The organism is Planktotalea sp. (assembly GCF_018607995.1).
GTDB lineage: Bacteria > Pseudomonadota > Alphaproteobacteria > Rhodobacterales > Rhodobacteraceae > Planktotalea.
The window spans coordinates 1-21,315 of record NZ_JABBAL010000019.1 but is presented as its reverse complement, the minus strand read 5'-3'; the positions used below and the strand labels follow the sequence as shown (position 1 = coordinate 21,315).

The 21,315-nt window shown below is 51.5% G+C and carries 20 protein-coding genes and 2 pseudogenes; 10 read left to right on the top strand and 12 right to left on the bottom strand.

Annotation, left to right across the window (positions count from 1 at the left end; genetic code table 11):
* The first annotated feature begins 189 nt into the window (after window positions 1-189).
* Entirely contained in the window at window positions 190-393 is a 204-nt protein-coding gene (locus QZ280_RS07535) for a hypothetical protein (protein WP_293442098.1), read from the top strand.
* Between the two features lie 420 nt (window positions 394-813).
* Here the strand turns inward: QZ280_RS07535 and QZ280_RS07530 are convergent.
* From QZ280_RS07530 to QZ280_RS07500, 8 genes and pseudogenes are all read right to left on the bottom strand, one after another.
* A pseudogene (locus tag QZ280_RS07530) lies at window positions 814-987 on the bottom strand (IS3 family transposase); the annotation flags it as partial.
* A 9-nt stretch (window positions 988-996) separates the two neighbouring features.
* A pseudogene (locus QZ280_RS07525) lies at window positions 997-1,284 on the bottom strand (transposase); the annotation flags it as partial.
* A complete protein-coding gene (locus QZ280_RS16305) occupies window positions 1,229-1,669 on the bottom strand; it encodes an integrase core domain-containing protein (protein ID WP_365734378.1) in 441 nt (146 codons plus the stop codon). The gene QZ280_RS16305 and the pseudogene QZ280_RS07525, both read right to left, overlap by 56 nt.
* Window positions 1,551-2,042 carry a DDE-type integrase/transposase/recombinase gene (locus tag QZ280_RS07520; RefSeq protein ID WP_293442095.1) on the bottom strand — a complete coding sequence of 164 codons (492 nt, stop codon included), beginning with the start codon at window positions 2,040-2,042 and terminating at the stop codon, window positions 1,551-1,553. The genes QZ280_RS16305 and QZ280_RS07520 overlap by 119 nt, the downstream gene beginning before the upstream one ends.
* 177 nt (window positions 2,043-2,219) lie before the next feature.
* The gene (locus QZ280_RS07515) at window positions 2,220-2,474 is read right to left on the bottom strand and encodes a transposase (RefSeq protein WP_293442468.1); all 255 of its coding nucleotides are present in this window, start codon (window positions 2,472-2,474) and stop codon (window positions 2,220-2,222) included.
* Window positions 2,475-2,626: 152 nt separating this feature from the next.
* The gene (locus QZ280_RS07510; RefSeq protein WP_293442092.1) at window positions 2,627-3,493 is read right to left on the bottom strand and encodes a DMT family transporter; all 867 of its coding nucleotides are present in this window, start codon (window positions 3,491-3,493) and stop codon (window positions 2,627-2,629) included.
* A 97-nt stretch (window positions 3,494-3,590) separates the two neighbouring features.
* Window positions 3,591-4,490, bottom strand: a complete 900-nt coding sequence (locus QZ280_RS07505) for a GTP-binding protein (RefSeq protein ID WP_293442089.1) — start codon at window positions 4,488-4,490, stop codon at window positions 3,591-3,593.
* Complete coding sequence (locus QZ280_RS07500; RefSeq protein WP_293442086.1) at window positions 4,483-6,123, bottom strand: amidohydrolase; 1,641 nt, start codon at window positions 6,121-6,123, stop codon at window positions 4,483-4,485. Before QZ280_RS07500 ends, QZ280_RS07505 begins: the two co-directional genes overlap by 8 nt.
* 203 nt (window positions 6,124-6,326) lie before the next feature.
* On the opposite strand from QZ280_RS07500, the gene QZ280_RS07495 reads away from it, so the two are divergent.
* The 6 genes from QZ280_RS07495 (at window position 6,327) to QZ280_RS16300 (ending at window position 12,464) form a co-directional block, all read left to right on the top strand.
* On the top strand, window positions 6,327-7,898 hold the full coding sequence (locus QZ280_RS07495; RefSeq protein WP_293442083.1) for an ABC transporter substrate-binding protein: 1,572 nt from the start codon (window positions 6,327-6,329) through the stop codon (window positions 7,896-7,898).
* Window positions 7,899-7,986: 88 nt separating this feature from the next.
* On the top strand, window positions 7,987-8,964 hold the full coding sequence (locus tag QZ280_RS07490; RefSeq protein WP_293442080.1) for an ABC transporter permease: 978 nt from the start codon (window positions 7,987-7,989) through the stop codon (window positions 8,962-8,964).
* The gene (locus QZ280_RS07485; protein ID WP_293442077.1) at window positions 8,961-9,839 is read left to right on the top strand and encodes an ABC transporter permease; all 879 of its coding nucleotides are present in this window, start codon (window positions 8,961-8,963) and stop codon (window positions 9,837-9,839) included. Before QZ280_RS07490 ends, QZ280_RS07485 begins: the two co-directional genes overlap by 4 nt.
* Window positions 9,839-10,822, top strand: coding sequence for an ABC transporter ATP-binding protein (locus QZ280_RS07480; protein ID WP_293442074.1), 984 nt, complete (start codon window positions 9,839-9,841; stop codon window positions 10,820-10,822). Before QZ280_RS07485 ends, QZ280_RS07480 begins: the two co-directional genes overlap by 1 nt.
* A gap of 1 nt (window position 10,823) precedes the next feature.
* Window positions 10,824-11,795: an ABC transporter ATP-binding protein gene (locus QZ280_RS07475; RefSeq protein WP_293442071.1), complete on the top strand. Its 972-nt coding sequence runs from the start codon at window positions 10,824-10,826 to the stop codon at window positions 11,793-11,795.
* A gap of 297 nt (window positions 11,796-12,092) precedes the next feature.
* Window positions 12,093-12,464: a helix-turn-helix transcriptional regulator gene (locus QZ280_RS16300; RefSeq protein WP_365734405.1), complete on the top strand. Its 372-nt coding sequence runs from the start codon at window positions 12,093-12,095 to the stop codon at window positions 12,462-12,464.
* Window positions 12,465-12,655: 191 nt separating this feature from the next.
* Here the strand turns inward: QZ280_RS16300 and QZ280_RS07470 are convergent, their stop codons facing one another.
* Window positions 12,656-12,901 carry a hypothetical protein gene (locus QZ280_RS07470; RefSeq protein WP_293442069.1) on the bottom strand — a complete coding sequence of 82 codons (246 nt, stop codon included), beginning with the start codon at window positions 12,899-12,901 and terminating at the stop codon, window positions 12,656-12,658.
* Between the two features lie 223 nt (window positions 12,902-13,124).
* On the opposite strand from QZ280_RS07470, the gene QZ280_RS07465 reads away from it, so the two are divergent.
* Window positions 13,125-13,898 (top strand): SDR family oxidoreductase, encoded by a 774-nt coding sequence (locus QZ280_RS07465; RefSeq protein ID WP_293442066.1) that lies wholly within the window; start codon window positions 13,125-13,127, stop codon window positions 13,896-13,898.
* Here the strand turns inward: QZ280_RS07465 and QZ280_RS07460 are convergent.
* Window positions 13,871-16,654, bottom strand: a complete 2,784-nt coding sequence (locus QZ280_RS07460) for an AMP-binding protein (RefSeq protein ID WP_293442063.1) — start codon at window positions 16,652-16,654, stop codon at window positions 13,871-13,873. The genes QZ280_RS07465 and QZ280_RS07460 overlap by 28 nt on opposite strands.
* Window positions 16,655-16,906: 252 nt before the next feature.
* Between QZ280_RS07460 and QZ280_RS07455 the strand changes: the two genes are divergently transcribed.
* Entirely contained in the window at window positions 16,907-18,205 is a 1,299-nt protein-coding gene (locus QZ280_RS07455; RefSeq protein WP_293442060.1) for an enolase C-terminal domain-like protein, read from the top strand.
* A 1,136-nt stretch (window positions 18,206-19,341) separates the two neighbouring features.
* Window positions 19,342-19,974, top strand: coding sequence for a TetR/AcrR family transcriptional regulator (locus tag QZ280_RS07450; RefSeq protein WP_293442057.1), 633 nt, complete (start codon window positions 19,342-19,344; stop codon window positions 19,972-19,974).
* On the opposite strand, the gene QZ280_RS07445 is transcribed toward QZ280_RS07450, so the two are convergent.
* Entirely contained in the window at window positions 19,971-20,615 is a 645-nt protein-coding gene (locus tag QZ280_RS07445; RefSeq protein ID WP_293442054.1) for a DsbA family oxidoreductase, read from the bottom strand. The genes QZ280_RS07450 and QZ280_RS07445 overlap by 4 nt on opposite strands.
* Before the next feature lie 17 nt (window positions 20,616-20,632).
* A partial coding sequence (locus QZ280_RS07440; protein ID WP_293442051.1) for a DJ-1/PfpI family protein occupies window positions 20,633-21,315 on the bottom strand: 683 nt, incomplete at its 5' end.

The window sequence follows — 21,315 nt, the reverse complement described above, 5'->3', positions numbered from 1 at the left end:
GCTCTTCGGTGTCTTTCTCATCGTCCACTCCTCAGTGATTACGATGAGCCAGAAACACTTCCTTAGAAAATAACGCTATTTGGCCCCGTAGGCGCTGACGTCAGACAAGCAATAAGTACCCTCGCCAAGCAGTTGAAATAAAACACAACCACTAATTTCTGAAGTTTTCAATAGAGCAAAGGAGATCATTTGACAGGCACGCACACTTTCAGTTACGAACAGGAAAAGAACAAATTCGGCGAAGCCAACATGATTAAATCTCTCTCAACGTTAGTGCTCATAGTTGCGTTAACTGGTTGTGGCACCACAGGTGGAATTTTGAATGGTACGGGTGTTGTCTTGGAAGGCATCGCAACTGACCTACAGGGTGCAGCAGGCGTTCTCGACTACTAACAATGGGAGCAGCTAGAGAACAGCCCTGAGGCACACGCAGTTTCTCTTTTCAAAAAAAAAATAGATAGGTTGGTTCTGCCTTAACGCTTGAGAGCTTCAATATCATGTCCAATCGACGTGAGAAATTGCTTCCCTAAGGCCCTCCAACGCCAGATCGTCTGAATAGGTCTCAAAGGTCATGCCACCCACTTCATGCCCCATAAGTCGAGCGGATACGTTTACGTTGGCGTTCTCTAGCTAAGTGTCAAAGCCTTTACGGAACGAGTGGAAGACGTAGTCCTCACCATACACCTGCTGCTTCTTAGCCTACTAAACCTCTTGCCGATAGCATTAGACCTGTCACCATTGACCGCCGTCAGAATTTTTGGAACCAAGAGCGGCGTAAATAAAGAGAGAGTTTGGCTCTTCTGGTTGGTTTCATTATGCGGCGCGCTGTTTGTGATGCAAGCGACGCGCTTCGAGTGTCTTTCGTTTGATCCTTTCTCGTTGTTGTAGAATGGCTTTGTCACGGCCGAAGTAAACGTCAGACGGCGTAAGGTTGTTGATGCTCTCGTGGTGGTGCTGATGGTTGTAGTGATCGACGAATGCCTCGATCCCCACTTACCGCAGGCTCGCGGCTGTACGATGTGTCTTGAGGTAGGCCGCGTTGATTGAGATAGTTTTGTTGTCAGAAGCTTGCTCAGCCAGCCCCATCAAGATCTGGGCAAATACGCCCATATCACTCCAGCGCTTCCAGCAATTATATAGCGTCTTCGGCGGCCTATACCCAGCAGGCGCATCACACCAACTTCACCCATTGCAATTAATGAAAATAATGCCACTCAACAAACGCCTGTCATCCACCCGAGCACAACCTCGGCTCTTTAGAAAAGAAGGTCGGAGACGCTCCATTTACGCCTCCGTCAGCCATCATATGTTGTTCATGACATCCCCCAGAAACTGGGGGCCTTGAATCATCGCCACTAATTTGTTGTTTCATTAATAAGACTTCTGGCACAGGAAGTCGCATGCCGAGCGCATGGCGGTGCCTAATGTAATTGAATTCCTTGAGCCAAGTATTGATCACAAGCTGAGCCTGTTTAACGCTGTGGAACCACTCAACGTTTGGGACTTCATGGCGAAGAATGCCGTTAAATCGTTCGTTGTAACCGTTTTTCTCAAGGGCTTCCCAGATAGATTTGGATCGGTTTGACACCAACCTTTCTGAGCCAGTCCTGAAGTTGTTCAGCAACAAACTCGCTGCAGTTATCTGATCGAATAAATTCGGGTTTCCCATACTTCATCAGCAGCCAATGCATGACCTCCAAAACATCATCTGATTTCATCTTGCCTTGCACCTCAACACAATGTGCTTGGCGGGTAAACTCATCCAAAACGGTCAGCATTTTATAGCTGCGTCTGTTGCTCAGCTTGTCATGGACAAAATTAATTGCCCAAACGTGGTCGGGATCTTTGGGGCGCAGGCGGATGACTGAGCTGTCTTTATGGTAAAGCCGCCGCCGCTTTTTATGTCGTTCAGGCAGCTTCAGCCCTTCTTCGCACCACAAACGCTCAACTTTCTTGCGATTAATACGCCAGCCTTCGATCCGCAGCAGCTCGGCTATTTTACGATACCCGTACCGCTCATATTTCTTTGCCAAACGGATCATTGCCAAGCGCAATGTGCCATCATCTTAAGCTCACTTCGTAATGCAAGATCGAACGCGACACGCCCAAAACTGTGCAGGTGCGCCTCTCCGAAGCATCCAGCTTTTGACGGGTATGGATCACAGTCCGAGGCAACCCATCAACCGTCAGGCCTTGGGCTTTAAATAATCACGTCTTTCCTAGAGGATCAGCTTGTCGAGCTGAAGGTCGGCGACAATCTTTTTCAACCGCTCTTTCTCCTTCTTCAGCGCCTTCATCTCAGAAAGCTGAGGTCGTCCCAGCTCCCCGAACTTCTTGCGCCAATAATAGTAGGTCTTGTCAGAAATGACTGCTTTGCAGCACGCGCTCACAACATCCAAATCATCGTGCAAATGCACATCGATCTCGCGCAATATCTTCAGTGCACCCTCATCTGAATACCGTTTACGTGCGATTCTTCAAAACTCCATTGGTTCATAAATAATGGCACAGTTTTAGGGAGCCAAGACACGGGGGGATTTGCCCTTTGGTTTTTTTCATTTGCCCCATCTGTCCACTGAAAGTCCTGAGTTGGGAAAGTTACCAAAATTTTGCGCGCATTTTTACGCTAACGCAAAGTGATCAAAGACACACCCAAAACAACGAGCACCGAAACACCAAGGTGGCGCAAACCGACGGTCTCCACTCGAAATAACAATACATTAAAGGCGAGTGCCCAAAGCGGAACAAGCGACGCTATTGGTGCGACAAGCAAGACGTCACCCAAGGAAATCGCCCAATTCAGCGACAAGATCCCGCAAGTTATCAATAGGCCAGTGACACAGAACCATTTTCTACCTTTTGTCGCGATCCGGCGTTCTTTGCGGTTCGCTGGCAGGGACGACACCAAGAAGATTACAACGAGCGATACGCTCGCTTGTACCATGGTTGCAAAGATCGGGCTTGGAATTTCGAGCATTCCAAGTTTGGTAAAAGGTTGAGTTATCCCACGCGCTAAGGAGGCTCCGAGGGGTAAAGCCAAAGCCCAAATAGGCCAATCGCGGGGCATTTTCTGCGTTCCAATCGTTGAATAGATCATTGCAAAAACAATTAACCCAAGGCCCAGACCGGCCTGAAAGTTAAACACTTCACCCAATATAAATATAGCGGGGATGACCGCAAATACTGGCGCAAGACCACCCAGAGCTGACGTGAGGGTTGGACCCAATCTTTGCACGGAGAAAATTTGCATTGTTTGGCTAGTTGCGGGAAAGAGAATGCCGGTGATCACGAATATCCAGACGATTGGATCGCTGAACCAGCCATAATCAACAAAGAAAGGGGATACTAACCATAAACATATAGTCATTGTTCCAATCGAATACCGAGCACCGGTGAGGCCGTCAGTGTCAGCAAGGCCGCGTTGCTGCGCAAAAACAGTAAGCGCAAAGAACGCGCCTGCAATGAGGGCAAACAGCGCTGCGACAATGTTCATTTCAATACCTTTGAGCGGGTTGTCTGACAGGCCCGCGCTGCATTAGGTCGTTTGTTTGCCCTGATGCGGAGCAAAAGAGTATCGTAAAGCGGATTGGTCATAGGGCCTCTTTAGCAATCGCGCGGATCAGATCGCCGTCAAACTGCCCTTTGAGCCCAATACAAATAATTCCTAAAGGCGCATTCGCAGGTGCATTCGTAATCTCAAACCGCCGACCCACAATATGCAACGCCTTCAAAGCGCCTGTTTCATCTACAAAAAATCCCTTTGCGCGTGCGACATGCATTCTGTCATGCGTCAGTTTAATGGCGAGCGTTACGCCGTTCAAAGGATTATGACATGCCAGCGCAATGCTCTCAAACAACCCATCCGCGTGACCCATTTGATGGCTTTCGCGAGAGTTTACACCAAGGCCAAGCACCATATCAATTGGTGCTTTTCCATGCGCTGCGACTAAAGACCGTGCATTCGGAGCCAGCGTAGTTAGCCATGTTTCGAGCCGCTCAACATGTGTGGCGTCCACAAGGTCGACTTTGTTGATCAGAGTCAAATCAGAGTCTGCCAATTGCCGTGTGATCGTGTCGCCAATGTATTCATCTATCGCCGCGTCTTGGATCGTTTCTGCATCGACCATCACAACCGTGCCATCCGGTTTAAAACCATCAAGTAAGCTGACAGAGGCCACAATCGCCGAAGGAATTGCCACACCAGAGCATTCAATCACCACTTGATCTGGGCGTACGCTGAATTCTGAGAGGTTCATCAAAGCAGCGCTCAGGTCTGAACCAAAAGAGCAGCAAATGCAGCCACCCGCGATGGAAATCAAATCGTCGCCCTGCGCTTCGATCAAGTCCTCATCAATCGGGAGTGCGCCAAACTCATTGACCAATACTGCAAGTTTGCGCCCGTTCGATGTGCGCAACAAATGGTTCACCAACGTCGTTTTACCCGCACCCAAGTAACCACCAATAATAGTAACGGGTAATGTCTCAGGCATCAGCAGCGGCGAACACGCGTCCCCCTTGAACAGTGCCCCACACCTCAACGTCTTTCAGCTTTTCAGGCTCGGCTTCACGGGGATCACTTTCCAAAACGGCGAAGTCAGCGCGCTTACCGACCTCGATGGAACCGATTTGACCATCCATATGCAACGTATGCGCAGCGCCCATTGTGACCGCCCAAAGGGCTTCATCCACAGTGATTTTCTCATGCTCGCCCTGCGTGCGGCCTGACGCGGTCAAGCGATTCACAGAGCACCAGGCTGTGAACAACGGACCAAGCGGCGTGACCGGTGCATCCGAATGAATTGTCATCGGCACACCACAATCAAGCGCCGTGCGTGTTGCGTTCATGCGCAGCGCGCGATCCGGACCAACTGTGAGGCGGTAATGCTCATCTCCCCAATAGAAATGATGGTTCGCAAACAAGTTCACGCTCATCTTCAGCGCTGCCATCTTCTTGAATTGGGCGCGATCTGCGAGCTGACAGTGTTGCAAAACAAAACGATGGTCATTTGAGGGAACTTTTTTCAATGCAAGTTCCAGCTTCTCAATGGCAAGCTGTGTTGCTTGATCACCGTTGGTATGCGTGTGCACCTGAATGCCTTCAGCAAGGGCAAGTTCATAGATTTCCTGCATCTGCTCGGGCGAGATATACCACAAACCGTTAGGCGCGCCGTTGTGATATCCGGGCCAGCGCATCCGAGCAGAGAAACCTTGGATTGATCCGTCTGCGACGACCTTTATTCTACCCAGTGATAAGCGATCGGTTGAAAGTTTCTTAAGACGCGCGACCTCTGGGATCAATTCCTTTGGCGGTAAGCCAAGGAAAAATCGCAATGGCACGACGCAGGCTGGAAAGTTCGGCTCGCCCGTAACGCGCAACATGGTTTCCACGGCATCTGGCTCTAGACGCGCCGCAAGGTCGGTGACTGTGGTCACACCTGTGCGCACGCAAAGTCGCGCGAAATCACGCAGACCCCGCTCATCACTATCGGTCATGGAGCGGTTCAGACCCACATGCTCACCCACAGGTGTCATGGCATCTGGACCTTTCAGCTCACCCATCGGCATGCCGTCACTCCCAAGCGAAATACCCGGGTGATTTACACCGCTTTTCATCAAACCGGCGAGTTCCAGCGCTTTGGTATTCACATAAAGAATGTGGCCGGACGCATTCATCACACCAATCGGTCGCGTTGCAGAAACGCTATCAAGCTGCGCGCGCGTGATCGGTTTGTTATCAAGGTAAATCGGATCAAGCTGCCAGCCTGTAAGAGGCGCGTCGGGATTTTCGAGCAAGGATTCAGCGGCCGAAAGTGATGCCAACACATCTTCAATGCTTTTGTTGCCCTTCCATGTCTTTCCGTAGGGATCCATGCGGTCAAAATAACCACAATAGACATAGCGCCAAAGCGTGCCTTCCATTGTATGCGCATGCCCTTCAACGAGACCGGGAAAAAGCACCATGTCTGCAAAGCGCTCATCGAGTTCATAATCGCCCCATGTTGCTATTTCTTCGAGGGAGCCAACCGCCAAAATGCGCCCTTCACGAATCGCTACGTGGCTCGCTTCCGGTTTCTGAGGGTTCATCGTCACAATTTTTCTTGCAGAGAAAACAGTCGTCTTCATAGGAATCCCTCATAGGTAACGCAGGTTATTTTCTTCAGCGTAAGCCGGATTTATTTGCGTGCAAACAAATTTCTCAATTCGATGAAGTTTGTTGCATCGCTCAAAAAGATTCCGAAATTTGTTGCTCTGAGGGGAACTCGCCGTTTAGGCTGATCCCAGAATAAGCAAGCCTGCCAACAGGTTCTATAAACAAGGGAGTTAAAATGAAATACTCAATCAAAGGCATTGTCGCAAGCGTCGCGCTATCCGCGGTCATGGCGACGGGCGTGATTGCCGAAGGGCACAAGACAGGCGGCACGCTTGTCACTGTGCTTGGTAGCAACGTCCGTAATCTCAACTCTGCGGTTCAATCTGGGATCGTCACGGGCTATCCAGGCGCACAGCTTTTCGCTTCGCCCATGCGCTATGATGAAAACTGGGAACCACAGCCTTATCTTGCCGAAAGCTGGAATGTTTCAGACGATGGTCTGACGGTAACGTTGAACTTGGTGAAAAACGCCAAATTCCACGACGGTGCGCCGATCACATCAGAGGACATTGCATTTTCTGTCGAAGTGATCAAAGCGAACCATCCGTTCAAATCCATGTTTGCGCCAGTCGAGAGCGTCGATACGCCAGACGCGCACACGGCGGTTTTGAACCTCAGCAAACCGCACCCGGCGTTGATGCTTGCGATGTCTGGTCAACTTATGTCGATCATCCCCAAGCATATCTACGGCGATGGCGAAATCACTGATGTAAAAACCCACCCGCGCAACAACGAAAATGTTGTAGGCTCTGGTCCGTTCAAGCTCGTTGAGTTCAAGAATGGTGAGCACGTCATCCTTGAGCGTTTCGACGACTTCTTCATCGAAGGTCGTCCTTATCTTGATCGCGTTGTCATGCGTATTATTACCGATCCGGCAGCGCGCGCGATTGCGTACGAGAACGGCGAAATCCACATGGGCGCTTTTGAATCGCTTCCACGGATCATCAATCGCTTGAAGAAAGTGGACACTCTCACGGTGACGCCAGACGGCTACGGTGCGATCGGTCCGATTGACTGGCTCGCGATGAACACTGCAAAAGGTCCGTTGTCTGACGTGCGCGTGCGCAAAGCGATCGCTTACGCGGTGGACAAAAACTTCATCCACAAAGCGCTTATGCAGGGCACAGCTTCTGACAGCACATCGGGCATTCACCCAGATAGCCCCTTTTATGTGGCGCAAGATGGTTATGATGTTGATCTCGAAAAGTCGGCAGTCTTGCTCGATGAAGCAGGTTTCCCTGTCAAAGATGGCTCACGCATGTCGCTGACCATCGATTTCGGCTGGCCCGGCGTGAAGCCGCAGGTTGAATACGTCAAAGCGGCTTTGAAAAAGGTGAACATTGACGTTGAAGTGCGCGCCTCTGCTGACTTCCCAACTTGGGCAAAGAAGATGGGGACAGGCGATTTTGATATGTCTTGGGACACAGTCTTTAACTGGGGCGATCCGGTTATTGGTGTGCACCGCACCTACGACAGTACGAATATCCTCAAAGGTGTTTGGTCTAACACGCAAAGCTATTCCAACGCGCGTGTAGATGAGTTGATGGCGATGGCCGCTGTTGAAACAGATATTGAAAAGCGCAAAGCGCTTTATACAGAGTTTCAGGAAATCATCGCAGATGAGCTTCCAGTGTATCACACCAATACTCTGCCCTATCACACGGTCTTTAATGACAAAGTGAAGAATGCTCCGATGGGCATTTGGGGTACGTCCACGCCAATCGATACTGTTTGGCTCGACGAGTAAACACATCTTTCAGGGCGCAGCCTGCGTTGCGCTCTGATCTCTTTCTAGCGAACTGCTGACAATTTTCCGTTCAAATTCAGGGGCCAACATGCAGGTTTTGCAAAGTTTCGCGATCCGTGCAGGATATGCAGTGATCTTGTTAGTTGCAGTCTTAGTTCTGAACTTCTCTATGATGCATCTCGCGCCCGGTGACGTTGCTGATACGATAAGCCAAAGCATGGGCGGTGCAGATCAGGAATTACTCGATCAAATCCGCGCAGATTATGGGCTGGATCAACCCTTCTACATTCAGCTAGGACACTATATTGGCGGTGTCTTGCAGTTTGATCTGGGTTTTTCGTTCTTTTATAATCAGCCCGTGACCGAATTAATCCTTCAGCGTTTGCCCGCAACGCTCCTTCTCGTAATCACTGCACAACTTCTGGCACTGTTTATTGGTGTGATTATGGGGGTCATATCAGCACGAAAGCCCAACGGTATCCTAAGCCATTTCGTAACTTTCCTTGCGCTCTTTGGCTACGCAGCACCTGTATTCTGGACCGGTATTTTGTTGCTCATCGCTTTTTCACTGAAGGTACAATGGTTTCCAGTCGCAGGCATGCAAGATGTTACGATTGAGGGCGGATTCTGGGCCCACTTTATCGATGTTGCACGCCATATGGCGCTTCCCGTTGTCACGCTCGGGTCCCTTTTCCTTGCGCTCTACTCGCGTTTGGCACGCGCCACGATGATGGAAACGCTCGGGTCTGATTTTGTGCGCACGGCCAAAGCCAAAGGGCTCTCCACAAATCAAGTTGTTTATAAACACGCGCTAAAAAATTCACTGTCCCCGGTAATCACCCTTGCGGGTTTGCAGTTTTCGGCGGTGATTTCCGGCGCGGTTTTGGTTGAAGCGGTCTTTAGCTGGCCGGGTCTTGGAACTTTAGCATTCCAATCCATCATTGCGCGCGACACGCCAACCATCCTTGGCATTCTGTTCTTTTCTGCATTGGTCGTTATTGTTGGCAACTTATTGACGGACCTTGCTTTGCGGCTCGTTGATCCGCGTGTAGGGGGCAAAGGATGAGCCTGATCGATCCGCAAGATACACTATTATTAGCACGATCACCCTTGTCAGAGGCTTGGCAGATGTTTCGTGGCAACACTGCTGCGATGTTTGCGCTGATCGTTCTCGGGCTCATCATGCTCTGCGCCATTTTAGGACCTTGGATTTATCCAACTGACCCTTTTGACATGGTATGGGCACCGTTTTCACCACCAGGCGTCGATGGTTTCCTTCTAGGCACTGATTATTTAGGACGCGACCTTTTGGCAGCACTAATCCATGGTTCGCGCGTGTCTATCGTTATTGGCCTCGCCGCGGCGAGCGTCTCTATCGTGATTGGTGTGACTGTTGGGGCATTGGCTGGGTTTTACCTCGGCTGGGTCGAAGAGCTATTGATGCGCATTACTGAATTTTTCCAAGTGTTGCCAACTCTGCTATTTTCTATGGTGATTGTCGCACTCTTTGGCGCGTCACTGCCCATGATCACACTTGCCATCGGTGTAGTCAGCTGGACAGCGGTTGCGCGTGTAACACGTTCCGAGTTTTTGCGCATAAGAGAGTTAGAGTATGTCATGGCCTCACGCGCATCCGGAGCCACGAACAGCAAACTAATGTTTCGCGTAATCCTGCCCAACGCATTGCCACCTATTATCGTGCAAGCTGCGCTGATGGTGGGCTCAGCGATCTTGTTTGAAGCAGGTCTGTCCTTTCTTGGATTGACTGATCCGAACGTCGTCAGTTGGGGACAAGTCATTGGCTCGAACCGCCAATATATTCTTGATGCGAGCTACACTGTCACCATTCCCGGCCTCGCTATTTTTGTGACCGTATTGTGCATCTCCCTTGTTGGTGATGGTCTCAATGACGCGCTCAACCCTAAACTGAGGTCGCGCTAATGGCTTTGCTCAGTGTCAAAAACCTACAGATCGAGATTAAAACACGCGCAGGGGTCGCACCCGTCATTGATGATCTTTCGTTTGACCTTGAAGCCGGCGAAAGCCTGAGTTTTGTAGGTGAATCGGGCTGTGGTAAGTCAATGACCGCACTCGCGCTTATGGGGCTTTTGCCCGAAGGTGTCGGAAGTGTTGCAGCTGGCTCTATTACATTTGACGGCGAAGAGCTGACCACAGCAACCGAAACGCGTTTGCGCGAAATACGCGGAAATGACATTTCGATGATCTTCCAAGAGCCGATGACGTCGCTTAATCCGCTCTTCACGATTGGTGAGCAAATTGCTGAAGTGCTGCGCGCGCATCAAAATTTATCACGTAAAGCGGCTTGGAACCAAGCGATTGAACTGCTTGATGCGGTGCGTATCCCCAATGCGAAGGCACGGGTGAACGACTATCCGTTCCAAATGTCGGGGGGCCAACGCCAGCGCGTTATGATCGCAATTGCGCTTGCCTGTCAGCCAAAAATACTGATCGCAGATGAACCAACCACAGCCCTGGATGTTACGGTACAAGCCCAGATTTTTGATTTGTTGCAAGACATGCGACGTCAAACTGACAGCTCTATTATTCTCATCACACACGATATGGGGGCCGTTGCTGAAATGGCCGAACGCATGATTGTGATGTATGCGGGGCGCAAAGCCGAGCTTGGCCCAGTCGAGGATGTTATAGCGAATCCGCGTCACCCTTATACGGCAGGTCTGATTTCTTGCGTGCCACATATCCTCTCCACGCTCACAGAAGAACGCGAAAAATTGGTTGAGGTACCTGGCATTGTTCCCCCGCTTAACGACTTTGGGAAAGACAGCTGTTTGTTCGCGTCTCGCTGCCAACAGGCCCAAGCGCAATGCTTGGAGGCACGCCCGCCAGAAATAGAGTTCGGACCAGAGCATCAATCCGCCTGCTGGCGTGCGCAGGAGTTGTGAGATGAGCGATAACACCCTTTTAAACGTTGAAGACCTCGTAGTCCGTTTCGCCGTGAAACGCAGCCGCGGTTTTGGTAAGAACGCATACCTTCATGCAGTCGACAACGTGAATTTTAGTGTAAAACGTGGAGAAACGCTGGCGATCGTTGGTGAATCAGGTTCGGGAAAGACAACCGCTGCGCTTGCTGTTGCGCGCCTTGTGAAAAGCTATCAAGGCAAGGTGGAGCTTAATGGGACCGACCTTCTGCACTTAAGTGATGAAGACTTGCGACAAGCGCGGGCAAAGGTGCAGTTCATTTTTCAGGATCCATATTCATCGCTCAACCCGCGTTTGCGTGCCAGCGATATTGTGCGTGAACCGATGGATAGTCTCGGCAACATGACCGAGACGGAAAAATCCGACCGCATCGATTTTCTGTTTGAAGCCGTAGGTCTGCGGCCAGAACAGCAACGCTTGTTCCCGCATCAATTTTCCGGTGGTCAAAGGCAACGTATTGGAATTGCGCGCGCTTTGGCGACGCAGCCCGATGTCATTATTTGTGATGAACCTGTCTCTGCGCTTGATGTCGCTGTGCAAGCGCAAATCCTAAACTTGCTGCGTAAGCTGCAGAAAGACTTTGGCCTAACTTATCTGTTCATCAGTCATGACCTAGGTGTCGTGCAGCACATGTGTGACTCCATTGCGGTGATGTATATGGGAAAAATCGTCGAATACGGCCCGCGCCTTGATATCTTCAACGTACCGCAACATCCTTATACGCAAGCCCTGCTGTCTGCCGTACCCTCTGTTGACAAAGCGCGTCGTGCCAAGAGCAGGCGCATTTTGATTTCGGGTGACCCGCCTGACCCCGTCAATTTGCCGGATGGGTGTCGCTTTGCAAATCGTTGCTCCACTGCAAAGGATATTTGCCGCCGCGACCAACCAAAACTCGACAATGGCGTCGCCTGTCATTTCCCGGGTGCAAAGCTTTAAAGCATGTTTCACAAATCCGGTAATCAGTTCACTAAAACTGAATGGGGTTCGATCGCCGCTGGTATGGTGACTAACACAAAATGGCTTTGTTGCACGCTCCATGGACCGTTTGTTTGATGAGGTCGCCGAATGGCTTGAAACATCAGAGAAGAGTGAAACCTGTATGCGGGAGGCACTGGCTGCTGTTGCCTCAGATGATGAGGACACTTCAGCCGTCAAGATGTCTCCACAGCTCCAACATCGGCTAAGAGGCGCGTTAAACGCTGCAGGCTTCAAGAGTACGTTGAAAACCAAAACATTCCACGCAACATCCTAAAAGCGCGCCGTTTCATCGAAGAAAATCTTGGGAATGATGCAATCGACATCAATGTGATCGCAAATCAGGCGTCCGTGACACCACAGCATTTAATCACATCGTTCAAAAAGCACATCGGAACGACGCCTTCACGCTATCTTTGGCAGATGCGGGCAAACAGGGCACGGCAATTACTGATACACACGCAATATAGCCAGTCAGAAATTGCCCACCGCTGCGGGTATAACAGCCTGCCACATTACTCGCGTAGTATCAAAAACCTGTTTGGAATGACCCCGGCTCAATTGCGGCGCGACATGGGCTTCACACAACCAAGTGACTCCGACGACTCCGTCCGCGACTTGGTCTTTTGACGGTGCTTTTCCCGGATCTTTTTTGCCATATTGTGTCGGTTCAAAAATCCACGGCTTTCCAAACCAAATCCAAGAACTGTGGTCACAGAGCGTTACCGAATTTCTCCTCGATGTCCGCTTAGTGAGCACTGCCGCTATACATGCGAGCTGCAGCATCAAGCAGATTGGGCTCTCAACGGCCATTCTCTGCTTCACGTATGAATATCCGCTCTAGAATAATAGTCTCCACTCATACTGATAGTCATGGACAAAGCAGACCTCAGCGCAGGCAGAGCCAAGTCCGCTGTAGGCAGCGCCACCGCTGGCAGGTACAAAAAGCTTTCGGGTGACGCATTCGAGACGATGTCGATCCCGATTTGTTGTGCCAGGGATGCATCGATCAAACTTTGTGCAATTTCACCTGCGCTCGCGACACCCATGTAAACGGCAACCCACATTCCTGGTCCCAGGGAGGTTATCCAATCAGATCGTTTACCAACATCCGCGGTCTGCCCCAAGGGCGACCAAAAGCTGGTGATCCCAATCTGAATGCGATCACGTTCACATGTTTTGTGTGATCGCTCACAAAGCGGGTCGACGTTAGGTAACGATTGCCAGTGCATCCATGCGAGATTTGACGTAGTGGAAAGAAACCCCAGATCGTAACTAAGGTACTTCAGAATGACATCAGGCAATAAGACGGCAATCATTACAGGTGGTTTGTCGGGTATGGGGCTGGCCACTGCGCGTCGGCTGGCGACCGACGGAACGACAGTCGTTGTTGGGGCGCGTAGTGCGTCCGATCGCAACCGTGTGCGCGACGTACTTGGTACTGACGCGAACCGCATTCATGCATCCGTTCTTGACGTGCGGTCGCGCGCCAGCGTCGATGCATTTGTCGCAGGCGTCGCCGAAGCGCACGGTAGCGTCGATATTCTAGTCAATGCCGCCGGTGTCTATGATGAAGCCCCTGTTATCAATCATTCCGAACGGATTTGGGAAGATCATATAGATACAAACCTTAGCGGAACATTCCGAATGATCCGCGCTGCAATGCCCCATATGAAACATGTTGGTTGGGGGCGGATCATCAATATCGCCTCAGTTGCTGCGCACAATGGCATGGTCAACAACGCGGCCTACTGTGCGTCCAAGGCAGGGCTTTTGGGACTGGGTCGCTGTGTCAGCCTTGAGGGCGCACCGCATGGCATTACATGTGTGTCGATTAGTCCAACGTGGGTCGAAACCGAGATGCTCAAAAGGTTCATTAATGCCGATATGCAGTCCACCGGGCAGAGCTTGGAACAGGTCCGCGCAGAATACGCCAAATCAAACCCGCAAAACCAGCTTGTTCAACCGTCCGAAGTTGCAGAGTTGGCCGCATTTTTGGCCAGTGATGCGGCCCGCGCTTTGACAATGGAAGATTTTCAGATCAACGCAGGGTCGCTTTGGTAGGCACCTGCGCGGCGAGCCAACAAGGCATCACTATCACTGATATCTTCGAACGGAAGGCTGCTGATCCGCTCCCATGTAGTGCGGGCGGCGATGTTCACAAAGGTTGCATCAGCGCGCAAAGTGTCGGGGAAATCCGCAATGACTTTGGCGATCCCCGGCTCAAGCGCAACCTTTGCCAGCCAATCTTTTGCTGGTAGCGCACTTGCGTCGTCAGGCACTATACATTTGTCGGCTATAAGATTGTAAATAGGCGCATCAGGTGCGGTGACCGGGCCCAACAAGAATGCCGCGGTGGCGTTCACTTCGGTCATTGGAAATTCTAAAGATCGCGGCATGTTTCCAGCGCAAAATGACGCGGCAAGGATAATCTCATAGATGTCACGTGGGTTGGGCGCATCCAGATCATAAAGGGACGGCAGACGCACGATGGCGGACGAAACACCTGACGTCCGTATTGCGACCTCTGCTGCGATCTTGGCCGCTCCGTAGCCTGTGCAGTCCGGCCAAACGATTGCAGGGGCCTCGGGCCATGGTCCGCCACGATCAGGAAAGACGGCACTGGACGAGGTAAACCGTAAGTCAGCCTCCGCGTCACGACAAAAGGTCAAAACAGTTTGGATACCACGGGCCGACCAATCCAACATTTCCTCACGTCCGATGGCGAGGTTCACCATCGCCGCGCAGTGAACAACCTTTGTGACGGACCTGGACAAGGATTCATATGCGTCTTGTCCCAGTGCGAACCAGGACGCGTCCAGCGTGCCGTGGACGATGACATAGCGTTCCGGCGCAACTCCGTGCGCCCGCGCCACATCTGTCAGCCGGTCACGGGCCCCGCGATTTTTATTCCTTACAAGACAATAGATGACTTCATCGGACGGTAAATCACGTGCCGCTTTAGCAAGGACGCGCCCCCCCAAGAACCCTGTCGCTCCAGTCAAGAGAATACCCGGGCGTGCGAAGTCTTCTGCAGGGGCCGGTGCATCAGCTTCTTGGGTCATAAGCTGGTCAAGCCGGTGCAGCGGTACATTCATCGCAAGATCAAAGTCAATTGGAAGACCATATACTTTTTCAAGTTCCAGCATCAGGTTCACACACATCAGCGAGTCCCCCCCTTGATCGTGAAAACTTAGCGCGGGATCTATCTGTGACGATGCGCAAGACATAGCCTTGGCGGTGGCGGCAATCACGGCATCCACTGGAGCGTTGGATACCTGAGTGTCCACCTCCACCGGCGGCAGGGCGCGCAAATTCGCTTTGCCTGACACAGGATGCAGCGGCAGAGCATCCATCTGCACAAGGAATGACGGCACGCAATAGGCGGGCAAAACAGCGCGCAGATCTGCCGCAAGTGCGCTTGGTATGGCGTTGGTACCAGCCACAAGCGCCCAGTTTTCGGCATTGCGCTGCGCTTGCGCGGCATCTGTTGCAAAATAAAACACCAGACTCTGACCTCGTGCGCCGACCTCGGTTACCCAAGGGGCGGCACTAGAAAATGACAGCTTGTCACGCATGGTATCCGTCAACTCTTTGGTCTGGATCGAAAAACCGCGCAGCTTCAACATATGGGCAATACGCCCCTCTATATGCAGTGCACCGGTGTCATCCACCCACGCCTGGTCACCAGTATCATAAAGCCGTGTCTCGCGCCCTTCGATTGTCAGTTTGCGAAATCTTAGGCGGGTCTCTTCGGGCCTGTTCACGTATCCTGGCCCCAACATCCTCGGTCCCTCAAAATGCAGCAGCCCTGACACCCCCTTCGGGCAAAGCACGTCGTCGTGATCCAAGATTACAGCGCGCAGATGATCCATCGGAATACCAACCGACGCCGGAGCATCCCCAGCAGGTTCCGTTAACTGCGACATGCAGACATCGTGCGTTTCGCAGATACTATAGAGATTCCACACGGCGACGCTTGGTAACTTGGCCAATGAGGCAATGATAAGGTCATCACTCACCACTTCTCCGTTCAGAACAACGCGTGTTAGTGGCAGAATCGCTGCCTTGCCTGCATCCAGCGCATTGAGAAACGTGTCGTAGTACGATGGCGTGAACAGCATCTCGTTAATGTCGTGTGTAATCAGAAAATCAGCCAGTTTGCCGGGAGCGAACAAGGTGCTAGCACTCGGAAACCACAAACTCGCGCCCTTGCGTAGGGGCCGAAACATCTCCCAAATTGCGAAGATGTAGATGCCGACGCGCATATCAGGGCCATAAGGTGTAAACGCGTCGCGCCATTCATACGACAGATAGGCCGCGTCTTGAGCAACCGGAATGCACTTTGGTCGACCTGTCGTACCAGATGTCGCCACAAGGTAGATCGGATCATCCGGTGCGACCGGGCAAGCGCGCAGCGGTTCATATGGTGTTGGCGCATCATTCAACAGGTCGCTGGCATCGACCGTGGCACAACTGTTCGGCAAATCACCGGGCGCGGCTTCTTCACAGGTAACAATCAGGCTAACGTCAAGTTCCGAAACGATGTTATGCAACACCATTTGCGGCATCGCGGGATCAAGGTGAACAAATGGACGGCCATTGATCACACAGGCCACAGCACTGGCGCCCATTGCGACGCCCGGTGAGCCAAAAATACCAACGACTTGCTGTGTCGTCATATACGCGCCTAGTTTCGACACGTATTGCCCAAGCCTGCGGTAGGTTATTGTTCTGCCCTGACCGGACATGGCAGGCAAATCTGCAAACTCGGAGATGGCGCGAACAATCTCTGCGGCAACTGTCTGGGGTGAAGTCATAAAATCGGCCTCTGTTTTTCGAACACTTAACAGAATTAGGGTTGCTGTCAGACTAATGATTGCAAGCATCAGATTGAAGGGCAATCAAAAATCTATGCTCTCAATATTTGCCGCCACTCAGCCAGAGCAGCGGCACGCTTTCACTTAAAATTGATGCGTGAATAGAGATGGCGCTTCCCGCCACCACCACGCAGCCAATCTAACCTCACACCCAGCCCCTGTTGCATCACTAGCTGGACATCTTGGGCTAACGTGCAGGAAGACAACGCCGCGCTTCACCTTGCGTCGGTCGGCCAAGCGGCCGGGCAACTACTTGCCCAGCACCTGATGCAACCCCATGTGAAGTCGGTCACCATCGGAACCGGCAGCGCCCTGCGGGCAGCTATTGAAGCCATGCCTCTCGTTCCACAACCTGAATTAGCAATCTATCCAGCGACAGGGTGTCTATCACAAGATCTGCAATCATCGGCCCTTGAGGCATTGACCTTAATCGAAAGACGGACCGGCGCGCGCGCGCATCAAATACCAGCACCCTTTATGCCGTCGACATCAACCCAAGCCGTCGAATTCCCCGCGCTCAGACCGATTAAACAACTCCTCGAAAGCGCGGCCAAATCAGAATTGATGGTTACGAGCCTTCAGAAAGTCTCTGCCAAATCTGGGCTCATCGACGACGGTTTGGTGAGCGCCACGCAAGTTGGCTCGTTACTTGAGTTTGGCGCTATCGTTGAGCTATTCGGAACTTTCTTTAATGCTCAAGGTCAACCTATTTCGAACCAATCCGCACCAAAGGCAATCAGTTTAGACCGTGACGTGCTTTTCTCACAGATCGAGCAAAAAAAGTGTCGCACAATAGTCGTTGCGGCTGAGCAAGAGCGCGACAAGATACGAACTGAGATGGAACAGTACCGAGCCGCTGGCTGCAAATACCTCGAGCTCAGGGTGGGTATCCAACCAGAAAAAGATATCGAACTCATCCGTTTTGCAGCCGAAACTGCTAAACCCAGAGAAGTAGTTTACGCAGACGCAAATTGCCGATGGACGCTTTTGGAAGCAATGAAAGTTGCACAGGCAATTGATGATCTAGACGTCATGATTGAACAACCGTGCTTTACTTACGAAGACCGTCTGCATGTGCGTGCAAACACGAACTTATCTATGAAGCTTGACGAACTCGTGACCGATCAGTTCATTGCTGAGCGGATAACTCGAGACCGGGCTGCCAACGTTGCCTGCGTGAAGATTGCTCGCATCGGTGGGCTGACAAAGGCCCGCAGAATACGCTATATTTTCGTGGATCAAGGCGTAAAGGTCGTCACCGAATGCATGATGGGTGGCGAGATAATATCTGCGGCGGTAGCACATTTTGCAGCGTCCACTACTGCGGAACTTTTGTTCAACACGACCGACTTGCATGCGTACAATAAGGAATCGACGGGTTCACCAGCGCCGCCGACATCCGATGGTCGGTTGTATTGCCACAACACTCCCGGACTTGGTGTCGAGCCTGATTTCAAGAGTCTAGGTGATCCCGTAGCTGTCTACGAGTAAAGAGAGCAGTGATAGCTACCGGATAGTTTCGATGAGTATTCAAACCGGAATTCCACACCGAGGACGTTAGTGACTGCCGCAAAATCTGTCGACATGGGCTCTCAACGGTCATTAGCTGATTCAGGTATGAGTGTCCGCTCTAGAATAACGGTATCCACACACACTAATCGTCATGCACAAAGCACAACATAACTCAGGCGGGGCCAAATCCGCAATATGGAAACGTTATCGCTGTCAGGTTCACAACGCTTCCTAGTGACGCATATGACGCTTTTTTATTGCACTCTATATTCAGAACCGTATTTCCTAATAGTTATGTTTTTAGCCATACGGCAAGGCTACGAACCACCCTGCACGGCTCAAGCTCTCAGGTTAGCTTTGGCTATTGTAGTAATCGACGCAGGTCCTTATCTGACGATCGAAATCGCGGCGCTGGCCTCGATACACGAACAAGGTTCTTGCCGCGTCTACCCTAGTCTCTCCAAATGGCGTTGCTTGGTATCACTCCACGCTTAACTATGGAGGCGGACCACTTCAAAGGCGTAAGCTAAAACCAACAACACGCACCCGCGCCTACGCATGCATGCGCGGCATAGACTTTGCGTAAAAATGGATGTCCAGTTGTTCGGTGGGAGAGATAGGCGTTGGAGGGCGTCTTGCAACGCCCTGCGCTTGCTCATAGCTTGGTTGGCTAGATAGAGTATTCTAAACACGGTTTAGATCGCACGGGATCAAAATTTCTTACGATTAATTGGAACTGCTTTTCTTCTTTTTAAGAAAGCGAATGGTAGCTAAGAAAATAAAAAATAGAAATGCTGCAGGTATTAAAAAAACCGGAAATAAAACAACATAATAAACTGTAAATATGCCAGCCCCAGTGACGCTAGAGCTAATCTCACTAAGAAACACAAATAAGAAGCCGACAATGTAAATGAGCAGAGCAAGAAAGAGACAAAGACCAAAGTCTCCAATATAGCTATTCGGAAAAAACAATTTTTTTATAAATTTACTCATAAGGTAATGTTAGACTAAAGTATTTGATTGCGCCACTGAGCTTTGTTGCACCATAGGTTGATGGGATTTACTGTATGAGTCCAGCGTGTCCGTCGTCACATAAAATACCCTTGAGTACAATAATGAGCGAAAAACCTAATTCTGCACGGGGTCGTCCAAAAACGCTGGACCGAGATCGGGTTTTGCAAACGGCATTGATGGCCTATTGGTCCAAGGGGCCAACGAACGTCTCAATCAGCGACATTTGCGGTGTGACGGGTGCGTCCAAGCCCGGGGTGTATCGGGAGTTTGGCAGTGATGACGGACTGAAAAAGAGTGTGCTCGACACGTATCACAGTCTTGCGGTTCAACCCTTGATCGACATTCTTGAGAAAGATCAGTCGACCACGGACACCATCGACGCGTTGATCGGTTTCATGACCCAAGACCACATGGCCCTTGGCATTCCGCAGGGATGTTTGTTTGTCATGATGCGCGCACAATCCCAGCAACTCGGGCCGTCCACCTGCGAGAAACTGCATGAGGTACGCCGCGATCTTCTTGGCGCTTACAAAGCATGGATCGAACGCGCGAAATCGCGCGGTGAATTTGCGGATACTCCCTCCGACATTGCAGCACTATTTGTTGATGCACAGCACGGCAGTGCCATGTGGATGCAACGCGAGGGTGTCGCCAATGACACTATTGCAAGCGTGCTTGAAACAGCGCTGGGAGTGCTTGCTGCCGGAGAGAAGGCTGGCGCAACGGCCCGCTAGGTCGTGAGCTGCGCGAGGATACTTTTGAAGTTATCGACGCCCTGCGCGCCAGTAAACAGATGCTGCCGATCAAAGACCACGGCGGGCACCCCGTTGATCCCCTGCTGAATCCAGAACTGCTGCTCTTGACGCACGGCATCTGCAAACCTTTGATCGTCAAGAACGGCTTGTCCCTCAACCCGGTCCAGACCGATTTTCCCTGCGATTTTGACCAAGACTGTATCATCAGACAGGTTCCGCCCATGGGTGAAATGCGCGGTGAACAGCGCCTGCTTGAGGTCGTTCTTACGGCTCTGCTCGTTCGCCCAATGCAGCAACTGATGCGTGTTGAACGTGTTGTGCACGCGAAAGGCATCGGCAAAGTTGAAGTCGAACCCAAGCTCTTTGCCGCGCGCTGTCATCATCGCATGGTTCGCTGCTGATTGTTCCGGCGTCGTTCCGTATTTCTCGACCAAATGTTCACCGATGTCCTGCCCTTCGGGCGGCATGTTCGGGTTCAGTTCAAACGGATGCCAGTGGATTTCGTGATCCACATCGCTTGCCTCCAAAGCCGTCGCAAGTTGGCGATACGCGATGATGCACCAAGGGCACATCACGTCCGAGACAATATCAATACGCAGCGGGAATTTTGTATCGTTCATGATGTGTGCCTTTTACTTTAAGAGTTCGCGTCGGTGCGTTTTAGCAACGTCGTTGCCGCCAGTCTGCCGAAATCATTTGCAGCTTGCGGGCTTGCGCCTGTTACAAGGCGGCGGTCAACCTGGACCGAGTTGTCGGCCTTATTGTTAATGGTCTCCACGCCAAGCGCTGTCAGTTTTTCACAGACCCACCATGGCATCGGCCCAGGCAAGTAGCCGATGATCGGCGTTTGCTTGTCTACTGCATCAGGGAACACAGTGATCTTATAGCCGTCATACAAGAAACCTGCGTCGTTTTTGGTAGCCAGAAACGCGGCCGGACCGTGACATAAGGCAAGGGTGTGAAGCCCCGTGTTATGCGCCCAATGCAGCACTTTCCCAAGGTCGGCATTGTCGGGCAATCCCAGCATTGCACCGTGGCCACCGGGAATGAATACAGCCGCATAAGGCGCATCGTCTGTCATGGAGTTTGCGGCGAAAACGGCAAGGCTACCGGGGTTTTGGAACGTGTCGGCAAACTCGCTGTACAGTTTTTGGATGTCCGCGTCGTCTGCGGGCATTGCCCATTCCTCGATCGCGACGGGCCCGCCTGTAGGCGTGACTACATCAATCTCGAAGCCTGCATTCATCAGATGCAGCATAGGCAGTCCCATCTCGACGGGGTGGTTTCCGGTCGAGAATTTCTTGCCATTGGCCATCGTCA